The 21,924-nt window shown below is 59.9% G+C and carries 23 protein-coding genes; 9 read left to right on the top strand and 14 right to left on the bottom strand.

The annotated features are described in order from the left end of the window. Nucleotides 1-77: 77 nt before the first annotated feature. From purC to dapA, 4 genes are read right to left on the bottom strand one after another with little or no spacing between them, the layout of a single operon-like run. Complete coding sequence (gene purC / locus AC193Q_RS27280; protein ID WP_007963288.1) at nt 78-791, bottom strand: phosphoribosylaminoimidazolesuccinocarboxamide synthase; 714 nt, start codon at nt 789-791, stop codon at nt 78-80. Between the two features lie 28 nt (nt 792-819). Further along, complete coding sequence (locus tag AC193Q_RS27275; RefSeq protein WP_102354439.1) at nt 820-1,581, bottom strand: MBL fold metallo-hydrolase; 762 nt, start codon at nt 1,579-1,581, stop codon at nt 820-822. 4 nt (nt 1,582-1,585) lie between these two features. Continuing rightward, on the bottom strand, nt 1,586-2,701 hold the full coding sequence (gene bamC, locus AC193Q_RS27270; RefSeq protein ID WP_041070366.1) for an outer membrane protein assembly factor BamC: 1,116 nt from the start codon (nt 2,699-2,701) through the stop codon (nt 1,586-1,588). 17 nt (nt 2,702-2,718) lie between these two features. Then, nucleotides 2,719-3,597 (bottom strand): 4-hydroxy-tetrahydrodipicolinate synthase, encoded by an 879-nt coding sequence (dapA, locus tag AC193Q_RS27265; RefSeq protein ID WP_047292292.1) that lies wholly within the window; start codon nt 3,595-3,597, stop codon nt 2,719-2,721. 325 nt (nt 3,598-3,922) lie between these two features. On the opposite strand from dapA, the gene AC193Q_RS27260 reads away from it, so the two are divergent. Continuing rightward, complete coding sequence (locus AC193Q_RS27260; protein ID WP_047292291.1) at nt 3,923-4,483, top strand: glycine cleavage system transcriptional repressor; 561 nt, start codon at nt 3,923-3,925, stop codon at nt 4,481-4,483. Nucleotides 4,484-4,493: 10 nt separating this feature from the next. Continuing rightward, nucleotides 4,494-4,967 (top strand): peroxiredoxin, encoded by a 474-nt coding sequence (locus AC193Q_RS27255; RefSeq protein ID WP_047292290.1) that lies wholly within the window; start codon nt 4,494-4,496, stop codon nt 4,965-4,967. Between the two features lie 86 nt (nt 4,968-5,053). On the opposite strand, the gene AC193Q_RS27250 is transcribed toward AC193Q_RS27255, so the two are convergent. Together AC193Q_RS27250 and AC193Q_RS27245 are read right to left on the bottom strand one after the other, a co-directional pair. Next, nucleotides 5,054-6,124 (bottom strand): AI-2E family transporter, encoded by a 1,071-nt coding sequence (locus AC193Q_RS27250; RefSeq protein ID WP_027614463.1) that lies wholly within the window; start codon nt 6,122-6,124, stop codon nt 5,054-5,056. A 33-nt stretch (nt 6,125-6,157) separates the two neighbouring features. Then, entirely contained in the window at nt 6,158-6,397 is a 240-nt protein-coding gene (locus AC193Q_RS27245) for a sulfurtransferase TusA family protein (protein WP_047292289.1), read from the bottom strand. Between the two features lie 98 nt (nt 6,398-6,495). On the opposite strand from AC193Q_RS27245, the gene AC193Q_RS27240 reads away from it, so the two are divergent. Beyond that, nucleotides 6,496-7,929: a M48 family metalloprotease gene (locus AC193Q_RS27240; protein ID WP_121184194.1), complete on the top strand. Its 1,434-nt coding sequence runs from the start codon at nt 6,496-6,498 to the stop codon at nt 7,927-7,929. An 80-nt stretch (nt 7,930-8,009) separates the two neighbouring features. On the opposite strand, the gene AC193Q_RS27235 is transcribed toward AC193Q_RS27240, so the two are convergent. The 4 genes from AC193Q_RS27235 to rpoE form a co-directional block, all read right to left on the bottom strand. Next, nucleotides 8,010-9,440, bottom strand: coding sequence for a DegQ family serine endoprotease (locus tag AC193Q_RS27235; protein ID WP_047292288.1), 1,431 nt, complete (start codon nt 9,438-9,440; stop codon nt 8,010-8,012). Nucleotides 9,441-9,650: 210 nt separating this feature from the next. Further along, complete coding sequence (locus AC193Q_RS27230; protein WP_047292287.1) at nt 9,651-10,613, bottom strand: MucB/RseB C-terminal domain-containing protein; 963 nt, start codon at nt 10,611-10,613, stop codon at nt 9,651-9,653. 8 nt (nt 10,614-10,621) lie between these two features. After that, on the bottom strand, nt 10,622-11,209 hold the full coding sequence (locus tag AC193Q_RS27225) for a sigma-E factor negative regulatory protein (RefSeq protein ID WP_041070379.1): 588 nt from the start codon (nt 11,207-11,209) through the stop codon (nt 10,622-10,624). Between the two features lie 30 nt (nt 11,210-11,239). Beyond that, a complete protein-coding gene (gene rpoE / locus AC193Q_RS27220; protein WP_003172477.1) occupies nt 11,240-11,821 on the bottom strand; it encodes an RNA polymerase sigma factor RpoE/AlgU in 582 nt (193 codons plus the stop codon). A 558-nt stretch (nt 11,822-12,379) separates the two neighbouring features. Here rpoE and nadB point away from each other — a divergent pair. Beyond that, complete coding sequence (gene nadB / locus AC193Q_RS27215; RefSeq protein WP_086792017.1) at nt 12,380-13,996, top strand: L-aspartate oxidase; 1,617 nt, start codon at nt 12,380-12,382, stop codon at nt 13,994-13,996. Here nadB and AC193Q_RS27210 read toward each other — a convergent pair. Continuing rightward, nucleotides 13,965-14,417: a protein YgfX gene (locus AC193Q_RS27210; protein WP_047292284.1), complete on the bottom strand. Its 453-nt coding sequence runs from the start codon at nt 14,415-14,417 to the stop codon at nt 13,965-13,967. The genes nadB and AC193Q_RS27210 overlap by 32 nt on opposite strands. Beyond that, a complete protein-coding gene (locus AC193Q_RS27205) occupies nt 14,401-14,655 on the bottom strand; it encodes an FAD assembly factor SdhE (protein WP_007963266.1) in 255 nt (84 codons plus the stop codon). The genes AC193Q_RS27210 and AC193Q_RS27205 overlap by 17 nt, the downstream gene beginning before the upstream one ends. A 149-nt stretch (nt 14,656-14,804) precedes the next feature. Between AC193Q_RS27205 and ygfZ the strand changes: the two genes are divergently transcribed. Then, nucleotides 14,805-15,746 (top strand): CAF17-like 4Fe-4S cluster assembly/insertion protein YgfZ, encoded by a 942-nt coding sequence (gene ygfZ / locus AC193Q_RS27200; protein WP_121184190.1) that lies wholly within the window; start codon nt 14,805-14,807, stop codon nt 15,744-15,746. A gap of 35 nt (nt 15,747-15,781) precedes the next feature. Beyond that, nucleotides 15,782-16,603, top strand: coding sequence for an HDOD domain-containing protein (locus AC193Q_RS27195; RefSeq protein ID WP_086792023.1), 822 nt, complete (start codon nt 15,782-15,784; stop codon nt 16,601-16,603). 152 nt (nt 16,604-16,755) lie between these two features. Here the strand turns inward: AC193Q_RS27195 and AC193Q_RS27190 are convergent, their stop codons facing one another. Both AC193Q_RS27190 and AC193Q_RS27185 read right to left on the bottom strand, forming a co-directional pair. Continuing rightward, nucleotides 16,756-18,141 (bottom strand): sensor histidine kinase, encoded by a 1,386-nt coding sequence (locus AC193Q_RS27190; protein WP_086792025.1) that lies wholly within the window; start codon nt 18,139-18,141, stop codon nt 16,756-16,758. Then, nucleotides 18,134-18,805: a response regulator gene (locus AC193Q_RS27185; protein WP_041070394.1), complete on the bottom strand. Its 672-nt coding sequence runs from the start codon at nt 18,803-18,805 to the stop codon at nt 18,134-18,136. Before AC193Q_RS27185 ends, AC193Q_RS27190 begins: the two co-directional genes overlap by 8 nt. 237 nt (nt 18,806-19,042) lie before the next feature. Between AC193Q_RS27185 and AC193Q_RS27180 the strand changes: the two genes are divergently transcribed. The 3 genes from AC193Q_RS27180 to AC193Q_RS27170 all read left to right on the top strand — a co-directional run bounded on the left by AC193Q_RS27180 (nt 19,043) and on the right by AC193Q_RS27170 (nt 21,924). After that, nucleotides 19,043-20,335, top strand: coding sequence for an OprD family porin (locus AC193Q_RS27180; protein ID WP_121184187.1), 1,293 nt, complete (start codon nt 19,043-19,045; stop codon nt 20,333-20,335). 94 nt (nt 20,336-20,429) lie between these two features. Beyond that, the gene (locus AC193Q_RS27175; RefSeq protein WP_041070529.1) at nt 20,430-21,407 is read left to right on the top strand and encodes a Bug family tripartite tricarboxylate transporter substrate binding protein; all 978 of its coding nucleotides are present in this window, start codon (nt 20,430-20,432) and stop codon (nt 21,405-21,407) included. A gap of 58 nt (nt 21,408-21,465) precedes the next feature. Further along, nucleotides 21,466-21,924, top strand: coding sequence for a tripartite tricarboxylate transporter TctB family protein (locus AC193Q_RS27170; RefSeq protein ID WP_041070398.1), 459 nt, complete (start codon nt 21,466-21,468; stop codon nt 21,922-21,924).

The raw sequence follows: 21,924 nt of genomic DNA, 5'->3' as shown, positions 1-21,924 counted from the left end.
CGCATCATAACAACACTTCTGCCGAAAGCAAACCCTCTTTCGAAAATTTTCTCCGTGCTATCAGATGCTTGCGTCGATTAAAGCGGTACACCCAGACGATTGGCGACTTCTTCGTAAGCTTCGATGACGTCACCGAGGCCCTGGCGGAAGCGGTCTTTGTCCATCTTCTTCTTGGTGTCCTTGTCCCACAGACGGCAGCCGTCCGGGCTGAACTCGTCGCCCAGGACGATAGAACCGTCGCTGAACACGCCGAACTCAAGCTTGAAGTCCACCAGCAAGAGGCCTGCGTCGTCGAACAGTTTGCTCAGGACTTCGTTGACCTTCAGCGACAGTTCTTTCATGCGCGCCAGTTGCTCGGCGGTGCCCCAGCCGAATGCCACGACGTGGGATTCGTTGATGAACGGGTCGCCCTTGGCGTCGTCCTTCAGGAACAGTTCGAAGGTGTACGGGTTGAGCTTCATGCCCTCTTCGACGCCCAGACGTTTTACCAGGCTGCCGGCAGCGTAGTTACGCACGACGCACTCGACCGGGATCATGTCCAGCTTCTTCACCAGGCACTCGTTGTCGCCCAGCAGCTTGTCGAATTGGGTCGGGATGCCGGCCGCTTCGAGTTTTTGCATGATGAAGGCGTTGAACTTGTTGTTCACCATGCCTTTGCGGTCGAGCTGCTCGATGCGCTTGCCGTCGAACGCCGAGGTGTCGTTGCGAAACAGCAGGATCAAGCGGTCAGCGTCATCGGTCTTGTAAACCGATTTGGCTTTGCCGCGGTAGAGTTCTTCACGTTTTTCCATGATGGGCTCCGCTTGCTAAGTAGATGGGCTAGGCGATATGGCGCCAGTCGAGCCCTGAATCTTGATCGGCCAGTTGCAGCCAGTCCGGGTCGCACCCGAGGGTGTCGACAAAACATTGCCGGGCCAGCTGCGGCAGGTTGTTCTTGCTGCTCAGGTGGGCGAGAACCAGATGCTGCAAGCCCTGCCACCCCAACTCGGCCACCAGGAATGCCGCCTGATGGTTGTTCAAATGTCCCAGCTCGCCGCCCACCCGCTGCTTGAGAAAGTACGGGTAATGACCACGTGCCAGCATGTCGCGGCAATGGTTGGACTCGATCATCAATGCATCGAGATCCCGATAACCGTCCAGCACCCGCTCGCAGTAGGAACCCAGGTCGGTCAGCAGGCCGAAGCGCCGCTGCTCGTTGTCACTGAATACATACTGAGTCGGCTCTTGCGCATCATGGGCCACGGCAATGACCCCGATGTTCAGTGCGCCGATCTGCAACTGCTCGCCGCCGGCGAGAAAGCCTGCGGGTTCGATCGGTTTGCGCATCCCGCGCAATGTGCCGCGACTGAGGTAAACCGGCAGATTGTAGCGCCGAGACAGCAAACCCACGCCATGCACGTGGTCGGCATGTTCGTGGGTTACGAGTATCGCGCTCAGTTGCGCCGGATTCACACCCAGGCGCAACAGGCGTTTTTCGGTTTCCCGCAGGGAAAAACCACAATCCACCAGCACATACGTATCAGCGCTGGCGATCAGCGTGCCGTTCCCTTGGCTACCGCTGCCGAGAACGGCAAAGCGCATGTGATCAGCCCAGGTTGTCCTGAATCACACTCAACACTTTGCGGGCCACATCGGCCGGCGCAACGGTGTTGATGTTCTTCTCGACGGTTACCTGAACGTTTTCACCGACCTTGCTCAGGCGCACCTGATAACGCTCGGCGCGGGCTTCAACTTCTTCCTTGGTCGGCGCACTGCCGAACAGGCTGCTGAAGAAACCAGGCTTCTCGTCCTTCTTCTCGGCTTTTTCGGCCAGGTTGATGTAATACAGACCCAGGCTGCGGTTGATGTCCTCAACTCGCCATTGACCTTGCTCCAACGCACGACCGACGCTCGACCAGGCACGATCCAGATCCGGACCGACGTTCAACACCGGGTTGCCGCTGCCGTCTTCGCTGAGGCTGACACGGCTTGGGGTATCGAAATCACGCGAAGCCAGCATCGACACCGAACCACCCTTCTCGGATGTCCGGCTCATGCTCGCCAGCATGTCGTCGACCAGCGCTGCGTCCAGGCCAGTGTTGACCGAACGGTTGGTGAAATCGACGTCAGCGGTGCTGCCGGCAGGACGCTCGGCGCTGACCACGTAGATTTCACTGGTGTTGCGCTGCACGCCTGGCTCGATGCGCACCCGCACACGGGTTTCGCTGTCGGCGCCGACACCCGCTGCGCTCAGGCGCTTGGCCATGGCGGCGGACAGCTCGTCGGAATGCTGCCAGGTGGTGGTGAATTCACCGGTTTGCGGACGCTGTTCATCCAGACGGAAACCGTTGTCCTGGAAGAACTGCACCGCCACTGGCCAGACTTCGGCCGGTGGGTGCTGGGCCACGACCCAACGCGAGTCACCGCTCTTCTGCAGCGAGTAGTCGGTTGCATCGGCAATCGCCGTCAGCGGTTGTGGACGCGGTACCACGTATTCGCCCTTGGCAGTGTCATCGGCCACGTTGCGCGGGATCGGCAACAGTGGATCCAGACGCTTGGAGGTGCTGACATTCGGTGGCAATTGCATCGGTGCAGTCTGTTGCGCTTCCAGGTAATCGCTACCACGGTCACGGAAATAACCTTCCGGGCCCCAGACCCATCCGCAGCCACTGGTGCTGGAGATAATCAAGGCAAGTGCGGAAAGTCCGGCCATTCGCTTCATGCGTTGTACTTCCTCAATTAAACCAGGACGCTGCACTGGCGCAGGGCCGTGCGAAGCGTTTCATGACAAGGAGCGCTCAGCCAGGTCAGCGGCAGGCGGATGCCTTCGTGCATCAGGCCCATTTCAACCAAAGCCCACTTCACCGGAATCGGGTTGGCTTCGATGAACAGGTCCTTGTGCAGCGGCATCAGTTTTTCATTGATTGCCCGTGCGGTATCGGCGTCGCCTTTCAACGCGGCCTCGCACAGGTCAGCCATTTCGCGCGGGGCGACGTTGGCTGTTACGGAGATATTGCCTTTGCCACCCAGCAGGATCAGCTCGACCGCGGTCGGATCATCGCCGGACAGCACGATGAAGTCCTTGCTCACGCCGTCGATGATGGCTTTGGCGCGTTTCAGGTCACCGGTGGCTTCCTTGATGCCGATGATGTTCGGCACGGTGGACAGGCGAATCACCGTCTCGGCCTGCATGTCGCAGGAGGTGCGGCCGGGAACGTTGTAGAGAATCTGTGGAATGTCGACGGCTTCGGCAATGTGCTTGAAGTGCTGGTACAGGCCTTCCTGGGTCGGCTTGTTGTAGTACGGCACGACCAGCAGGCAGGCGTCGGCGCCGGCTTCCTTGGCATTGCGGGTCAGCTCGACGGCTTCGCGGGTCGAGTTGGCGCCGGTACCGGCGATCACCGGAATGCGCCCGGCTACCTGTTTGACCACGGCTTTGATGACGGCGATGTGTTCTTCTACATCAAGGGTCGCCGACTCGCCGGTAGTACCGACCGCGACGATGGCATGGGTGCCGTTCTTGAGATGGAAGTCCACGAGTTTGCTGAGGCTGTCCCAGTCAAGACGCCCTTGTGCATCCATGGGAGTGACCAGTGCCACCATACTGCCCGCAATCATGAAACCGCTCCTGCCGGAAAAAGAGAGCGGTAATGGTACTGGCGCCAAGATGCTTGCACAAGCGAAGTACTGCGCCGCCATTCCCCTTGGCGTCGGTTTTCGCTACCCTTCAGACTTTGATCGGTACAGATCAGCTTGTACGCCGGGTTCCAGCCTCCCCTTTCGGCCTCCCAGGCCCCGTTCCAGGGTCGCAGTTGCACGTTCCGCCTTTATTGGAGCGAATTGCGAGCCAGGGTCCGGGGCATTCTGAACGGGCACGCGCAGACGCATCCCGACGGCCAACGCCCATCGACCTACCGACCGCTCATCGCTTTAGGAATGCTGCATGTCCACCCCCACAGTTCGCGAACAATTCCTTGTCATCAGTGCCCTTGGCGCCAACCCCATGGAGCTGACTAACGTCCTGTGCCGCGCCAGCCATGAAAATCGCTGCGCCGTCGTCACGTCCCGCCTGACCCGCCACGGCGAGTGCAGTGCCCTGGTGCTGGAAGTTTCCGGTAGCTGGGACGCGCTGGCCCGCCTTGAAGGCAGCCTGCCGACCCTGGCCAAGCGCCACGCCTTCACCGTCAACGTGGTACGCAGTGCGGCGCTGGAAAATCGCCCGCAAGCACTGCCTTATGTAGCTTATGTCAGCTCTGCGTATCGCCCGGACATCATCAACGAGCTGTGCCAGTTCTTCATGGATCACAACGTCGAGCTGGAAAACCTGACCTGCGACACCTATCAGGCGCCGCAGACCGGCGGCACCATGCTCAACGCCACGTTCACCGTAACGCTGCCGGCCGGCACCCAGATCAGTTGGCTGCGCGACCAGTTCCTGGACTTCGCCGACGCAATGAACCTGGACGCGCTGATCGAACCTTGGCGCCCCCAAAACCCAATGTAAGGAAGCTTTCATGGCCGTTGTCATCGACCAACCCGTTGCGGATTTCGAAGCACCTGCCACCAGCGGGCAGACCATCAGCCTGTCTGCCTTGAAGGGCAAGCAAGTGGTGATCTACTTCTATCCGAAGGACAGCACCCCGGGCTGCACCACCGAAGGCCAGGGCTTTCGTGACCAGTACGCGGCGTTTCAGGCTGCCAACACGGAGATCTTCGGTATTTCCCGCGACAGCCTGAAGTCCCACGAGAACTTCAAGTGCAAGCAGGAATTTCCGTTCGAGCTGATCAGCGACAAGGACGAAGCGGTCTGCCAGCTGTTCGACGTGATCAAGTTGAAGAAGCTGTACGGCAAGGAATACCTGGGCGTCGATCGCAGCACGTTTCTGATCGACAAAAACGGTGTGCTACGTCAGGAATGGCGCGGCGTGAAAGTGCCGGGGCATGTGGATGCGGTGCTGGCTGCGGCTCAGGCGCTGAATAAAGCCTGAAGATCAAAAGATCGCAGCCTGCGGCAGCTCCTACATTGGAATGTGTTTCCCTGTAGGAGCTGCCGCAGGCTGCGATCTTTTGGCTTTTATAGTAACGGAGCCACCACAGGCTCCTTGCGCGGCCATGCATCCAGCACGGCCTTGAACAGCGTCGCCAGCGGAATCGCAAAGAACACGCCCCAGAAGCCCCACAACCCGCCAAACAACAGCACCGCGCAGATGATGGCCACGGGGTGCAGGTTGACCGCCTCGGAAAACAGCAAAGGCACCAGCACGTTGCCATCCAGCGTCTGAATGATTCCGTAGACCGCCATCAGATAAATGAACTGATCGCTCCAGCCCCATTGGAATAGCGCGATCAGCAGCACCGGTACGGTCACCACCACCGCACCGACGTACGGCACGACCACCGACACCCCGACCAGCAACGCCAGCAGCGCCGCATAGTTAAGGCCGAGGGCGACGAAGGCGATGTAGGTCACGCCGCCGCAGATCACGATTTCGATAACCTTGCCACGAATGTAGTTGGCAATCTGCCGGTTCATCTCCTGCGCGACCCGGGTGATCAGCGCCCGCTCGCGAGGCAGATAGCCGCGCACCCACTCGCCGATCATGGCCCGATCCTTGAGAAAGAAAAACACCAGGATCGGCACCAGCACCAGATAGATCATGATATTGACCAGCAGCGGCAGGCTCGACAGCGAAAAGGTCAGCGCCCACTGCCCGAATTTGCCGATTTCACCACGCGCGGCTTCGATGGCCTGCAGCACCTGCTCATCGGAGACCAGGTGCGGATAGCGCTCGGGCAGCAACAGCAGCAGCGACTGCCATTTGGCGAGCATGCCCGGCAGTTCGTTGAACAACGTGATCAACTGATGCCAGAGCAGCGGCAACACCACCACGATAAACACCAGCAACACGCCCATGAACAGCGCAAACACCAGGCCCACCGCCGCCGCACCGGGCACGCGCATACGCTCAAGAGCAAGCACCAGCCCCTGCATCAGGTACGCCAGCACCATCCCCGCCAGTACCGGCGCGAGCATGCCACCGAGCGTGAGCACTGCGGTGAAGGCGAGAAACAGCAGCACTGCCAGTACCACCGCTTCTTCGTCGGAAAAGTAGCGCTGAATCCAGTCGCGTAACACTTTGAACATCAATAATCCCTAGGTCTTTTACGCGGGGGGGGGTCAGGCTTTTTTCAACCAGTAACGATAAACGCCTGCTTCGTCTTCTTCGCGCAGCAGCGTATGACCGGCCAAACGGGCAAAGGTGCGGAAGTCGCGCTGCGAGCCCGCGTCCGTGGCGATTACCTTGAGTATGGCGCCGCTGGGCAGCTTGTTGAGCTCCATTTTGGCCTTGAGCAACGGCAACGGGCAATTCAGGCCACTGGCGTCCAGTTCACAATCATGGGCTACAGCGTCAGTCATTGCGTCACTCCGGTTCAGATGGTCGAGCGGCCTAGAATATCTGGTCGCGGGCCCGGTGTCCGGCTACAGTAAGGTCTTTGTCTTCTAAGGCTTTGTGCATGACATTTCTGCGCCCTACCCTGTTGACGCTCGCTTGCCTGCTCGCCTCACCGGGCTTTGCCGACGATCTGCCGTCACTTGGCGACGCCAGTTCTGCCATTGTCTCACCGCAACAGGAATACCAGCTGGGCCGCGCCTGGCTGGCGATGTTGCGCAGTCAGGTTGCACAACTCAACGATCCGCAACTCAAGGACTACGTCGAGTCCAGCGTCTACAAGCTGGTGGAAACCAGCCAGGTAACTGACCGCCGCCTGGAATTCATCCTGATCAACAGCCCGCAACTCAACGCCTTCGCGGCGCCAGGTGGCGTGGTCGGGGTCAACGGCGGGCTGTTCCTCAATGCGCAGACCGAAGGCGAATATGCCTCGGTACTGGCTCACGAACTGGCTCACTTGTCGCAACGTCACTTTGCTCGCGGCGTCGAAGCTTCGCAACGGATGCAGGTACCGATGATGGCGGCGCTGCTGGCTGGCATCGTGATTGCCGCTGCCGGTGGTGGTGATGCCGGGATCGCGACCATTGCCGGCAGTCAAGCAGCAGCCATTCAATCGCAACGTACCTTCTCGCGCCAGAACGAACAGGAAGCCGACCGTATTGGCATCCTCAACCTGGAAAAGGCCGGATACGACCCGCGCTCGATGCCGACCATGTTCGAACGCCTGATGCGCCAGTACCGCTTCGACGCCAAGCCGCCGGAATTTCTGCTGACTCACCCGGTAACCGAGTCGCGTATCGCTGACACCCGTAACCGCGCAGAACAAGCGCCAGCCGGCGGCATTGAAGACAGCATGCGCTATCAGTTGATCCGCGCCCGCGTTCAGCTGATCTACGAAGAAACACCGGGACTGGGGGCCAAGCGCTTCCGCGCACAACTGGACGAGAACCCGAAGAACGACGTGGCGCGCTATGGCCTGGCAATCGCCCAGGTCAAGGGTGGTCAGCTCAATGAAGCGCGGGAGAACCTCAAGCAATTGCTGGCCAAGTCGCCCAACGAGATCATCTACAACCTCGCGCAGATCGACCTGGACATCACCAACAACCGCCTGCCGGACGCGCAAACCCGGGTTGACCGGATGCTCACGCAATACCCGGGCAATTACCCGCTGAATCAGGTTCGTGTCGATCTGTTGCTGAAACAGAATCGCACCGCCGACGCGGAAAAAGCCCTCGACAGCTTGCTCAAATCTCGTCCGAACGATCCGGACGTGTGGTATCAGGTCGCTGAAACTCGTGGCCTGTCCGGCAATATCATCGGCCTGCATCAGGCTCGCGCCGAATACTTTGCGCTGGTGGGGGACTATCGTCAGGCGATCCAGCAGCTCGATTTTGCCAAACGCAAGGCGGGCAGCAACTTCCCGCTGTCCTCGCGAATCGATGCGCGCCAGCGTGAACTGATGGAGCAGGAACGCATGATCAAGGACATGATGGGCTAAGTGTTCATCAGCGACATAAAAGTTTCAGGCATAAAAAAACCGCCTCTTTCGAGGCGGTTTCTTATTTCACTGCAACCTGATTATTCAGCCAGTTTGAAGGTGATGAAACTCGCGCGACCTTCGCGCAGAACGCGCATCGACACTGAACGGTTCTTCGGCAGCGCCTTGGCGATCTCGCCGAACTCTTTGGTAGAGCCAATGGCCTGGTTGTTCAGGTGCGTGATCACGTCACCCGGCTGCAGACCGATCAGCGCCGCAGGACCATCCTGAACCTCCTTGATCACCACACCGCCCTTGAGGTCGTAGGTTTTCTTCTGCTCAGCGGTCAGTTCCGCCACCGAAACGCCGAGGCGATTGCTGCTGCTTTCCGCACCAGACTTCGGCAGTGCTGCCAGCTCTTTGTCCTCATCAGGAATCGCGCCGACAGTCAGCTCGACATTCTTGCGCTTGCCGTCACGAATCACTTCGAGGTTGGCCTTGGCGCCTGCCTTAAGTGCACCAACCAGATGTGGCAGGTCAGCGGACATGACGATCGGCTGACCGTTCATGCTCAGGATCACGTCACCCACTTGCAAGCCACCCTTGGCTGCCGGACCGTCATCCTGAATCTGCGCAACCAGCGCTCCGGCCGGCTTATCAAGACCGAACGATTCAGCCAGATCCTTGTTTACTTCCTGAATAACCACGCCCAGCCAGCCGCGGCTGACCTTGCCACCGCTTTTCAGCTGATTGGAAACGTCCATCGCCACGTCGATCGGGATGGCGAACGACACGCCCATGAAGCCACCGGAACGGGTGTAGATCTGCGAGTTGATCCCTACCACTTCACCGTTCAGGTTGAACAGCGGGCCACCGGAGTTACCCGGGTTGATCGGCACGTCGGTCTGGATGAATGGCACGTAGTTTTCGTTCGGCAGGCTACGGCCAACGGCGCTGACAATGCCTTGGGTCACGGTGTGGTCAAAGCCGAACGGCGACCCGATCGCCACCACCCACTGACCGGCTTTCAGGTCCTGAGACTTGCCGAGTTTGAGCACCGGCAGATCCTTGCCATCGATTTTCAGCAGGGCCACGTCGGAGCGCGGATCGGTGCCGATCAGCTTGGCTTTCATTTCACTGCGATCTGCCAGACGCACGAGGATTTCGTCGGCATCGGCAATCACATGGTTGTTGGTCAGGATGTAGCCATCCGAAGAAATGATGAAGCCCGAACCAAGCGATTGTGCTTCACGCTGACGGTCGCCGCGCGGCGAACGCTGCTGAGGCGGCATGCCACGCTCGAAGAACTCGCGCAACATCGGCGGCAAGCCTTCCAGGTCAGGCATCTGCTGGTTCACCTTGCGATCCGGCAGTTTCTGCGTGGTACTGATGTTCACCACCGCAGGCGAGGCCTGTTCAACCAGTTGGGTGAAGTCAGGCAAGTCGGCCGCCTGGACAGCGGGGACAGCCTGACCCAGCACCAGCACGGTGGCGAAAATGGAGAGATAAGACTTCAAGCTAAGTATCGACATACAGCTCCCGTTACGACGAGCAGGGTTAAGCGATATGGAGCAAGGAACACCGGGAACCGCGGGCCGGTATTTTTGTTCCGGGAACAACAGACAAGGCCAGAGCCGTGAGGCTCTGACCTATAAAAAACTTTCGGGTGATTTGCAAATGAAAATGCTGAGCAAACATTTCATCTACGTCTCGACGAAGAGGTGGAAATGACTGAAATCAGCTCACTGCTTGCTGGTTGCAGCGCCATCATTGCGCATCGACAAAGCAATGCGTTCAGCTGTGCCAATTGGAATTTCTCCGACCACCGTGACCATCATCTCACCCTCGGGCGTGGTGAGGCGGCGAGAAACGGCAACAGTCGGCCCCAACTGCGTGCGGGTGTCAGTCACTGTCGCACCGTTGAGTGGCTCCAGGAACACCGAGAAACGCGCCAGACCGTCGTCATACATCAGGCTGTTGACCTGAGTCTTGGTTTCCGGATCTTTGTGCGAAGTACTGCTGGTCAGCACGAACCCCGGAGGGAGCCAGTCCGAATGCCAGACCTGAGCCGTCTTCACCGCAGACGCTTTGTCACTGTCCAAGGTGATGGCCTTGCAATCGGTGCCCGCCTGCAAATCTTTATCCGACGGGACATCAGCGGTATCAAGGCTGGTGAACTGGAAACGCTCGAGCAACTGCCCCTTGTCATTGAGCAGCAGTGACTTAAGCGGCAGAGCGGTCTGTTTGTCCAGATGAAGTTCGAAACCATAGCGATGCTGGTCTCGCGGCGTCAGCGATACGATAACCGCATCCCGCCCGGCCACACGCGACTTGCCGATGACAGCAAGGTCATACCAGTTTTTCAGCTTTTGGGGATCAAACGCACGAGCGGTCGAGTTGGAAGAGTCTCCCAACCCCGCAATCAGAGTGCCACTGACACATTGAGTATGCCCATCAATGCGCACCACTTCCTGTGCCGAACCGTCCAGCTGAACCAGGCGCTCGCGAACCTGACCGTTCTGGACACGATGCCAGATGTTATGGGTAGAAAAACTACCGTTACGCTCGTAAACGAAGGTGCCTTGAAAGCTTTGCTGCTGTTCGGCCTGGCCCAGACGGTTCAACCAGTCCTGGGCCTCATCAGCGTGGGCTGGAACAACGAACCAGCCACTGAGCAGAAGCGAAAGTAAAGGTATGGCGCGCATGATCCTCCTTAACGGTTTTCCATGCTTGCTGCACGCGCATAAGGCAAGGCGCTTTCAGTACCTTTCAGTGCAGCCTGCTGGGCATGCTGGCGCAGATAACCTGGCAGACGCTGATCATGCCAGCCTGGCTGACCTTGCAGAACGCCATTGGCCATCGGACCGGTGGTTTCCGAGCTTTCCTTATAGCCTGCCAGCACTGCCGGGCCTTTGGCTTGCGGTGCTACCAGCGAAGGCTGATTGGACTGCTGAGCCAACTCGACACCCGCGATTTCGTCCTGGTTGTACAGACGAACACCCGCCAGTACGGCAACGGTCACCGAAGCGGCAACGGCCAGACGACCGAGGTTACGCCATGGACCACGGGATACTTTGGCTGGAGCCGTTTCGTCTTCCAGCGCAGCAGAGACTGCCGCAGCGATGTCCAGACGCGGAAGCAGCAGGTCCTTGTGCATGGCTGCCCGGGCGATCTGGTAACGAGCCCAGGTCTCACGGGTTTCAACATCGTCCAGTGCATTGATCACTCGACGCAATTCCAATTCGTCCGCTTCGTTATCCATCACTGCGGACAGCGATTCCTGCAGGGCTTCACGACTCATGGCGTTCCTCTCTTGGCTGTCGCCGCTGTCTCAGTTTTCCTGCAACAACGGCTGCAGGGCTTTATCGATGGCCTCCCGAGCGCGGAAAATCCGGGAGCGCACGGTACCCACCGGACACTGCATGACGCTCGCAATGTCCTCGTAACTCAGACCATCGAATTCACGTAAAGTTAACGCCGTACGCAAATCCTCTGGCAGTTGCTGAATGGTTCGATGGACGGTGCCTTCGATCTCATCCCGCAGCAAAGCGCGTTCCGGTGATTCGAGATCCTTGAGGCCATGATCGCCATCGTAGAACTCTGCGTCTTCAGAACTTACATCACTATCTGGCGGCCGGCGGCCGCGTGAAACCAGATAGTTTTTTGCCGTGTTGATGGCAATGCGGTAAAGCCACGTATAGAACGCGCTGTCTCCGCGAAAGTTTCCTAATGCTCGGTACGCCTTGATAAAGGCTTCCTGAGCCACATCCTGGGCTTCATGGGTGTCGTGCACAAAACGCACGATCAACCCGAGAATTTTGTGCTGATATTTCAGCACCAGCAGATCGAAAGCTCGCTTGTCGCCACGCTGAACGCGCTCGACCAGCTGCTGATCCTCTTCCTGGGTTAGCATGAACACTCCTCGATAAGCATGGAGGAGGCTTGCATAACTAAACGACCAGACTTGCAAACATAGACTCGGGCTTTTCGCAAAAGTTCTCCCCCTCCAGGCAAGTTTCCTGCGGGCTCTGATTTGGCACGCACGAAAAACGCAGCGCGGGATAAACCGGCTGCGCGAATAATCTTGTCATCGGTTCGCCGGCAAAAACCCAATCGCAGGTTCTGCATTGAAGCCGACACTGTCCCGTGTTTCTGGCAACTGTCTATTGATCTTGGGCCTCTGGCAAAAGTTCCAATTATTTATAGCCATGCTGGAGCGACATTGAGCGACCGTGCGCTGAAAAAGCCTGTTTCATCCTCGATACAGTTGCCTTTTTCCAAAACGATGAAAAAAAACCTCCGACGAAACGTCAGGCTTTTGTCGTCACAGTAGTTTCACAATGCCATACAAGCCCGGCTATTGTGCCGCTCCACCCCTCTATATACTAGTGGGCTGTGTGGCTGTCTTGACTCGCCGATCCAGCTGTCTTGCGCCAACCCCGATCCGGGTCGCTTTGAGCGGAATCCTGAAATGAGCCAACAGTTTCAACACGATGTTCTGGTGATTGGCAGCGGCGCTGCCGGTTTGAGTCTCGCGCTGACCCTGCCGGGTCATTTGCGCATTGCCGTATTGAGCAAGGGTGATCTGGCCAACGGTTCGACCTATTGGGCCCAGGGCGGCGTCGCTGCCGTGCTGGACGATACCGACACTGTCGAATCCCACGTCGATGACACCCTGAACGCCGGCGGCGGTCTGTGCCATGAAGACGCGGTGCGTTTCACTGTCGAGCACAGTCGGGAAGCCATCCAGTGGTTGATCGACCAAGGCGTGCCGTTCACCCGCGACGAACAGTCCGGCACCGAAGACGGCGGCTTCGAATTCCACCTGACCCGCGAGGGCGGTCACAGTCATCGGCGCATCATCCACGCCGCCGACGCAACCGGCGCAGCGATTTTCACCACCCTGCTCGCCCAAGCCAGAGAGCGCAGCAATATAGAGCTGCTGGAACAACGGGTCGCCGTTGATCTGATCACCGAACGGCGTCTGGGCCTGGACGGCGAGCGCTGCCTCGGTGCCTACGTGCTGAATCGCGCGACCGGCGAAGTCGACACCTACGGCGCACGTTTCGTGATCCTCGCGTCCGGCGGCGCGGCCAAGGTCTACCTCTATACCAGCAACCCCGATGGCGCCTGCGGTGATGGCATCGCCATGGCCTGGCGTTCGGGCTGCCGGGTGGCCAACCTGGAATTCAACCAGTTCCACCCCACTTGCCTGTATCACCCACAAGCCAAGAGTTTCCTGATCACTGAAGCCTTGCGCGGCGAAGGTGCGCACCTGAAGCTGCCCAATGGCGAACGGTTCATGCCGCGTTTCGACAAACGTGCCGAACTGGCACCACGCGATATCGTTGCCCGGGCCATCGACCATGAAATGAAGCGCCTGGGCGTCGACTGCGTCTATCTCGATATCAGCCACAAGCCGGAAGCCTTCATCAAAAGCCACTTCCCGACCGTTTATGAGCGCTGCCTGGGTTTTGGCATCGACATCACCAGGCAACCGATCCCGGTCGTACCGGCGGCGCACTACACCTGTGGTGGGGTGATGGTCGATCAACACGGTCGCACCGACGTGCCGGGGCTGTACGCCATCGGCGAAACCAGCTTCACCGGTTTGCACGGGGCCAACCGCATGGCCAGCAACTCGCTGCTCGAATGCTTTGTCTATGCGCGTTCGGCGGCGGCGGACATTCTTGCGCAACTGGATGCCGTCACCGCGCCAAACGCCCTGCCCGAGTGGGACGCCAGCCAGGTAACCGATTCCGACGAAGACGTGATCATCGCCCACAACTGGGATGAGCTGCGCCGCTTCATGTGGGACTACGTGGGGATCGTGCGCACCAACAAGCGCCTGCAACGGGCGCAGCACCGCGTGCGCCTGCTGCTGGACGAGATCGACGAGTTCTACAGCAACTATAAGGTCAGCCGCGACCTGATCGAGTTGCGTAATCTGGCGCAAGTCGCCGAGCTGATGATCTGCTCAGCCATGGAGCGCAAGGAAAGTCGCGGCCTGCATTACACGCTCGACTATCCGAACCTGCTGCCCGAGGCGCTCGACACTATTCTGGTGCCGCCCACCTACGCCGGCTGAATTTGAGCCGAACTCGCAGGCGTCGGTGCACATCCGCTGCCTGCGAGTCTCGCGGTACGCAGATCGAGCGCACTCGCCGCTCCCCACGCAGACGAAAGCGCAACACCACGATCAACGGCAACGCCAGGCTGTCCGGGCGCAACTGCACCGCTTGCCAGCCCCCCGCCTGATTCCACAACTGCCAGCCATCGGCGTCGCGGCGCAATCGGCAAAAGGCCTGCGGATGCTTCAGCAGTATCTGCCGTGGCAACACCCATGCGGCGTGCAGCACACAGGCGAAAGCTCCGAGCAGACTGGCCCAGAGTGGAATCGACAGGAGAAACAACACACCCACAGCGAACGCCTGGGCCAACAGATACGCCGCCAGCAACTGCCGTGAGGCATGCCAGCGGCATTCGAACGTGTTACTTGGGCTGAACACGGTCCAGGATCATCCGGACCATGCGCTGCAGTTCCGGATCTTCGGATTCGCTGCGCTCCATGAACCAGCCGAACATGTCCTGGTCTTCACAGGTCAGCAGTCGGACATACAAGTCGCGATCGACCTGGTTGAGGTGCGGATAGACCTCCTGCACGAACGGCACCAGCAGCACGTCAAGTTCCAGCATGCCGCGGCGGCTGTGCCAGAAGAGGCGATTGAGTTCAACTTGTTCGACCATGGAGCCCTCCTCAAATAGGCGCGCAGTATACAGCCCCGGCGCAGGTCGCACAGTCGGCTTTGGTCGGGCACCACCGATCCTTTATCAACTACCCATTTCAACAACGCGCCCTTATGATGTGCCCCAGACTTTTTTACCTGCGATGAACCATGGCCGATTCTGCTTTTTTCTGCACCCTGTCTCATGAAGGCGTACTCGCGGTTCGCGGCGCGGATGCCGGCAAATTCCTGCAAGGCCAGTTGACCTGCAACATTAATTACCTCAGCGACAGCCAGGCCAGCCTTGGCGCACGCTGCACGCAAAAAGGCCGGATGCAGTCGAGCTTCCGCATTCTGCTCGAAGGTGACGGTGTGCTGCTGGCGATGGCCAGCGAACTGCTGGAGCCGCAACTGGCAGATCTGAAAAAGTACGCCGTATTCTCCAAGTCCAAGTTGACCGACGAAAGCGCCGCCTGGGTGCGTTTCGGCCTGGAGCACGGCGACCCCGCATTGGCCAGCCTGGGGCTGGAACTGCCGCGCGAGACCGATGCCGTGGTGCGCAACGCAGGCCTGATCGCGATTCGCGTCTCGGCGGATCGCGCCGAGCTCTGGACACCGGCCGATCAAGCCAATGCCATCAAGGCCAAACTCGTCGCCGCCCTGCCGGAAGGCGAGTTGAACCAATGGCTGCTGGGGCAGATTCGCGCCGGTATCGGTCAGGTCATGCCGTCCACCCGCGAGCTGTTCATCCCGCAGATGCTCAACCTGCAGGCCGTCGGCGGCGTGAGTTTCAAGAAAGGTTGCTACACCGGACAGGAAATCGTCGCGCGCATGCAGTACCTGGGCAAGCTCAAGCGTCGCCTCTATCGCGTGCGACTGGACGCGAGCGAACTGCCTGAGCCGGGTACCCCGCTGTTCGCCCCAAGCCACAGCAGCGCCATCGGCGAAGTGGTGATTGCCGCCCGCGCCGCAGAAAAGATTGAACTGCTGGCGGTGTTGCAGGCCGAAGCTGCCGAAGCGGGTGATCTGCACCTGGGTGCCCTCGAAGGCCCAGCGCTGCATTTGCTCGACCTGCCCTACGAACTGGATCGCGACCGCGAAATCCAGCGCTGATCGCAGCTTTTGTTGCAACACCCTAGAGAATCTACATGAGCGAGCTGGCGGATAAGGTCCAACAGGATTTGGTTGAGGCCATCGATAACGATGACCTGGTTCTGCCAACGTTACCGGAAGTGGCCCTGCAAATTCGCAAGGCCGCCGAAGATCCGGAGATCAGCGTCAGCGATCTGAGCAAAGTCATTGGCCGCGACACGGCACTGTCGGCGCGCCTGATCAAAGTGGTCAACAGCCCGTTGCTGCGTGCGACCCAGGAAGTCACCGACCTGCACACCGCGATCACTCGGCTGGGGGTGAACTACAGCAGCAACCTGGCGATCGGGCTGGTGATGGAACAGATCTTCCACGCCCGCTCCGACGTGGTCGAACAGAAGATGCGCGAAGTCTGGCGCAAGAGCCTGGAAATCGCCGGCGTCAGCTACGCCCTGTGCCGCCGCCACACCCAACTCAAACCTGATCAGGCAGCGCTGGGCGGACTGGTGCATCAGATCGGCGTGCTGCCGATCCTGACTTACGCCGAAGATCACTACGAACTGCTGTCGGATCCGGTCAGCCTCAATCATGTGATCGACCACATTCACCCGCTGCTGGGCGACAAGCTGTTGCGGGTCTGGGAATTTCCCGAGCAATTGGTGGAGCTGCCTGGGCTGTATCTGGATTTCAAGCGCGACTCGGCACAGATCGATTACGTCGATCTGGTGCAGGTGGCGAGCCTGTATTGCCACAAGGACAGTGATCATCCGATTTCACGGATTGACCCACTCAGTGTGCCGGCATTCAGAAAGCTTGGGATCGATCCGGAGAACAAGCAATTGTGTGCAGATCTGGAAGAGTCGCGGACGATGTTTTACTGACCTGTGGCGAGGGAGCTTGCTCCCGCTGGGCTGCGAAGCAGCCCCAAAACCAGGCGGCCTCCCTTCATCAGGCAAACCTTGCACTCAGGGATCACGACTGCTGCGCAGCCGAGCGGGAGCAAGCGCCCTCGCCACAAAAGCCATCTCGGCTGCTATCCGGCAATAAAACTCACCCGAACCTTCAAACCGGCCTGCTCGCCATCATGCAAGGTGATCTGCGCCAGATGCGCCCGGCAGATCTCTCCGACAATCGCCAGCCCCAACCCTGAACCCGCCACCTGTTGATTGCGCCGGTAGAAGCGTTCAAACACCCGATCACGCTCCTCCAGCGGAATCCCCGGCCCGTCATCTTCAACCTCAAGCACCGCCGGTGCCGCGACCCGCAGAATCACGTTGCCGCCCGGTGGCGTATGCGCCAGGGCGTTGTCCACCAGATTGCTCAACAGTTCATTGAGCAACGTCGGCTCGCCGCGCAGCCATACCGGTTCATCCGCCTCCAGCGCCAGTGCGACGCCGCGCGCGTGGGCCAGAGGCGCCATGGCCATGCCCAGTTCGCGGGCCAACTGACTCAGATCCAATAATTGCGCGCCGCCCTCGGCAATCGCCCGGGCACCGTTTTCCACCCGTGCCAGCGACAGCAGTTGATTGGCCAGATGGGTCAGGCGGTCAGTGCTTTGCGCCGATGACTCCAGGGTCGTGCGCCAGGTTTCCGGCTCGCTGGAACGCAGCCCCAACTCCAGCCGCGCCTTCAATGCTGCCAGTGGCGTGCGTAGTTCGTGAGCGGCATCGGCAATGAACTGCGCCTGCCGCTCGAACTGCCCACGCAGGCGCTCGGTGAAGTGATTGAGCGCGCGCACCAGCGGCCACAATTCATGTTGCACCTCCACCAGCGGCAGCGGCCGCAAATCATCGGGCTGGCGCTCCTCCACCGCCGTGCGCAGACGTTCCAGCGGGCGCAGCGCAGCACTCACCGCGAACCACACCAGCAACAATGCACCGATCGCGAGCATGCCCAGACGCAACAGCGTATCGGCCGCCAGACTGCGCGCCATGGCGACGCGCGCCTCATCGGTTTCGGCGACGCGGATTTCCGCCATGCCGTTCATGTTCGGTTCGGTGACCGCTTTAAGCAGGCTGACCACGCGCACGTTCTGCCCGCGATAGGTCGCGTTGTAGAAGCGCGCGAGCGCCGGGTAATCGTCGGTTCTTGGCGTACCGGGTGGCGGCCCGGGCAGGTTTTCGTAGCCGGAAATCAGCTTCTGGTGGATGTCGTTGACCTGGTAATAGATCCGCCCGGCACTGTCGTAGGCGAAAGTATCGAGGGCCACGTAGGGCACATCGGCGCTGAGCGTACCGTCGCGTTGCGAGAGGCCGGCGGCGATGGTTCGCGCCGAGGCCAGCAGGGTTCGGTCGTAAGCCGTGTCGGCAGCTTCGCGTCCGTTCCAGTACGCGCTCAAACCACTGGCGAGCATCAATACCACCAGCAACAACGCGAGGTTCCACAGCAACCGCCAGCGCAGGCTGCTGGGCTTATGCATCGCGGCTTTCCAGCAGGTAACCGAGGCCACGGAAAGTCACGATCGCCACAGGCTGGCCGTCGAGTTTCTTGCGCAAGCGATGCACGTAGATTTCGATGGCGTCGGGGCTGGCTTCTTCGTCGAGCCCGAACACCTGCGCGGCGAGTTGCTCCTTGCTCATCACCCGTCCCGGGCGGGCGATCAATGCTTCGAGCACAGCCTGTTCGCGAGAGGTCAGGGTCAGCAATTCTTCGCCGAGGCTGAAACGTCGGGTGTCGAGATCGTAGGCCAGCACGCCGCAACGCTGCTGGCGTTCGCCACCGAGCACACTGCGTCGCAGCAGGGCTTTGACCCGCGCTTCGAGTTCGCTCAGTTCGAACGGTTTGGCGAGGTAATCGTCAGCGCCGAGATTCAAGCCGTGTACGCGGTCCTTCACATCGCTGCGCGCCGTCAGCATCAGCACCGGCAGGTTCTTGCCGCGTGCGCGCAGGCGCGCCAGCACCTCGAACCCGTCCATGCGCGGCAGGCCGACATCGAGGATCGCCATCGCGTATTCCTCGCTGCCCAGCGCCAGGTCGGCGGCCACGCCATCGTGCAGCACGTCCACGGTCAGACCGGTGCTCTTGAGCGCCTGGGCGACGCTTTCGGCCAGCTGCAAATGGTCTTCGACGAGCAGAACACGCATGGATCCTTACCTCATTCAGGGATGGCCGACGCCATTCTTTGCCGCGGAGTTTACAGCCGCAACCGCCACTGTGAAGCCCGAAAACCGCGAAATCCAGCTGAAAGGTTAGCGAAAGGTTAGGCCGTTAGAGTCCGGTCACGGACAGTTTCGACTGCCGTCGCTGCTGCCACACAGCGCTACGAAAAACGCCACGAAGCGTTTTCGACCAATAAGAACAATAAACGGAGTACACCGCGCATGCCGTCCTTGCAGACCAAGGCTTTCACGCCCGCTCGCCCTTTGCGTTTCAGCCACACCGCCCTCGCCAGTGCCGCCGCCCTCGCCGGTTTTTCACCGCTGAGCTACGCCGACTTCATCAAAGACAGTTCCGCCACCTTCGAAACCCGCAACATGTACTTCAACCGTGACTTTCGCGACGGCACCAGCGCCCAGCAAAGCAAGCGGGATGAATGGGCCCAGGGTTTCATGCTCAACCTGCAATCGGGTTACACCGACGGCACCGTGGGGTTCGGTGTCGATGCGCTGGGCATGTTGGGGGTCAAACTTGATTCGAGCCCGGATCGCACCGGCACCGGCCTGTTGCCGACCCACGATGACGGGCGCGCCGCTGACGAATACTCCAAAGTCGGCCTGACCGGCAAAGTGAAAATCTCCGCCACCGAACTGAAAATCGGCAGCCTGATGCCTGAATTGCCGATCCTCAAACCGAACGACGGGCGCATCCTGCCGCAGACCTTTGAAGGCGGTTTACTGACCTCCAAAGAGATCAAGAACCTGACCTTCACCGGCGGGCGTCTGGAGAAAGCCAAGGATCGCGACAGCACCGATTTCGAGGACATTGCCCTCAACAACAAGAACAGCCGTTTCGCTGGCACCGTGGCCGGCAAGCATTTCGATTTTGCGGGCGTGGACTACAAGTTCACCGACAAGATCACCGGCAGCTACCATTTCGCCCAACTTGACGAAGTCTACAACCAGCATTTCTTCGGGCTGGTCGCCTCGCGGCCGATGGGCCCGGGCACATTCGCCACCGACCTGCGTTTTGCGGTCAGTGACGATCAGGGCGCGGCCCGTGGTGGCGAGATCGACAACCGCTCGCTCAATGGCCTGGTCAGCTATGCCCTGAGCGGCCACAAGTTCACCGCCGGTTATCAGCACATGTCCGGCGACAGCGCCTTCCCGTATGTCGATGGCAGCGACCCGTATCTGGTCAACTTCGTGCAGATCAACGACTTCGCCGGCGCCGAAGAACGCTCGTGGCAGGCGCGTTACGACTTCGACTTTGCGCGCCTCGGCATCCCCGGCCTGTCGTTCATGAGCCGTTACCTGAGCGGTGACAACATCAAGCTCAAGAATGGCGATGAAGGCAAAGAGTGGGAGCGCAACACCGAGATCAAATATGTAGTACAAAGCGGCGCCTTGAAGGACGTTGCCGTCCGCCTGCGTAATGCCACCTACCGTTCCAACTACTCCGCTCGCGATGCCGATGAAGTGCGTCTGCTGGTGAGCTATAGCGTTGCCCTTTGGTAATTGATTGAAATGCTGCGGGTTGGAAGATCAAAAGATCGCAGCCTGCGGCAGCTCCTGCAAAAAGCCCTACAACAAGAAGACCGTGGAGAAACCAATGAACTTATCACTGCGTAAAGTTGCTCTGGCCGCTGGCGTCATGCTGTTCGCCGGCCAACTGATGGCCGAACCGAAGCGCCCGGAATGCATCGCCCCGGCCTCCCCCGGCGGCGGTTTCGACCTGACCTGCAAACTGGCGCAAAGCGCGCTGGTCAATGAAAAACTGCTGACCAAACCGATGCGTGTGACCTACATGCCCGGCGGTGTCGGCGCGGTGGCGTACAACGCGGTCGTCGCTCAGCGTCCGGCCGATGCGGGCACGCTGGTGGCGTGGTCCAGCGGTTCGCTGCTGAACCTGGCGCAAGGCAAGTTCGGCCGTTTCGATGAAACCAATGTGCGCTGGCTCGCGGCCGTCGGCACCAGCTACGGCGCCATCGCGGTGAAAAGCGACTCTCCCTACAAGACCCTCGACGATCTCGTCAAAGCCTTGAAGAAAGATCCGAGCTCGGTGGTCATCGGCTCCGGCGGCACCGTCGGCAGCCAGGACTGGATGCAAACCGCCCTGATCGCCAAGGCTGCCGGGATCAACCCGCGTGACCTGCGTTACGTCGCCCTCGAAGGTGGCGGCGAAATTGCTACCGCGCTGCTTGGCGGGCACATCCAGGTCGGCAGCACCGACATCTCTGACTCCATGCCGCACATCCAGAGCGGTGACATGCGCCTGTTGGCAGTATTTGCCGACAAACGCCTCGACGAGCCGGAAATGAAAGACATCCCGACCGCCCGCGAGCAGGGTTACGACATCGTCTGGCCAGTGGTTCGCGGTTTCTACCTCGGGCCAAAAGTCAGCGACGAAGACTACGCCTGGTGGAAAGACGCCTTCGACAAACTGCTGGCCTCGGACGATTTCGCCAAGCTGCGCGATCAGCGTGAACTGTTCCCGTTCGCCATGACCGGCCCGGAGCTGGACACCTACGTGAAGAAGCAGGTGGCGGACTACAAGGTGCTGGCCAAAGAGTTCGGCCTGATTCAGTGATCGTCTCTGTCTAGCGGCTGTGGCCTCGCGCATCGAGGCCTCGGCACAGGAGTTTCCCATGCTCTTACAACGCATTTTCGCCTCGGTGCTATTGCTGGCCTGCGTCGGCCTGGCGCTGATGGCGTGGCCGTATCAAGCGGCTTTTTCTTATGAACCGGTCGGCCCGCGTGCCTTTCCCCTGCTGATGCTCGGCCTGATGGGCCTGGCGCTACTGTACATGGTGTTCCGCCCGGCCCCCATCAAACACAGCGCGGACGAACCGCCGCTGGATCGCGAAACCCTGATCAAGATCGGCATCTGCGTCGTCCTGCTGTTGGTGTTCGCCGGCACATTTGAATCGCTGGGTTTCATCATCGCCAGCGTCATCACCGGCATCCCGATGGCACGCCTGTACGGCGGTCGCTGGTTGCCGAGCGTGGCGATCATCAGCCTGATGGCCATCGGTCTTTACCTGCTGTTCGACCGTTTGATGGACGTTCCGCTGCCCCTTGGCCTGCTCAGCGTTCTGGAGAACTGA

This window comes from Pseudomonas sp. F2 (genome assembly GCF_057174385.1).
This window is presented reverse-complemented; position numbering and strand designations above follow the sequence as displayed.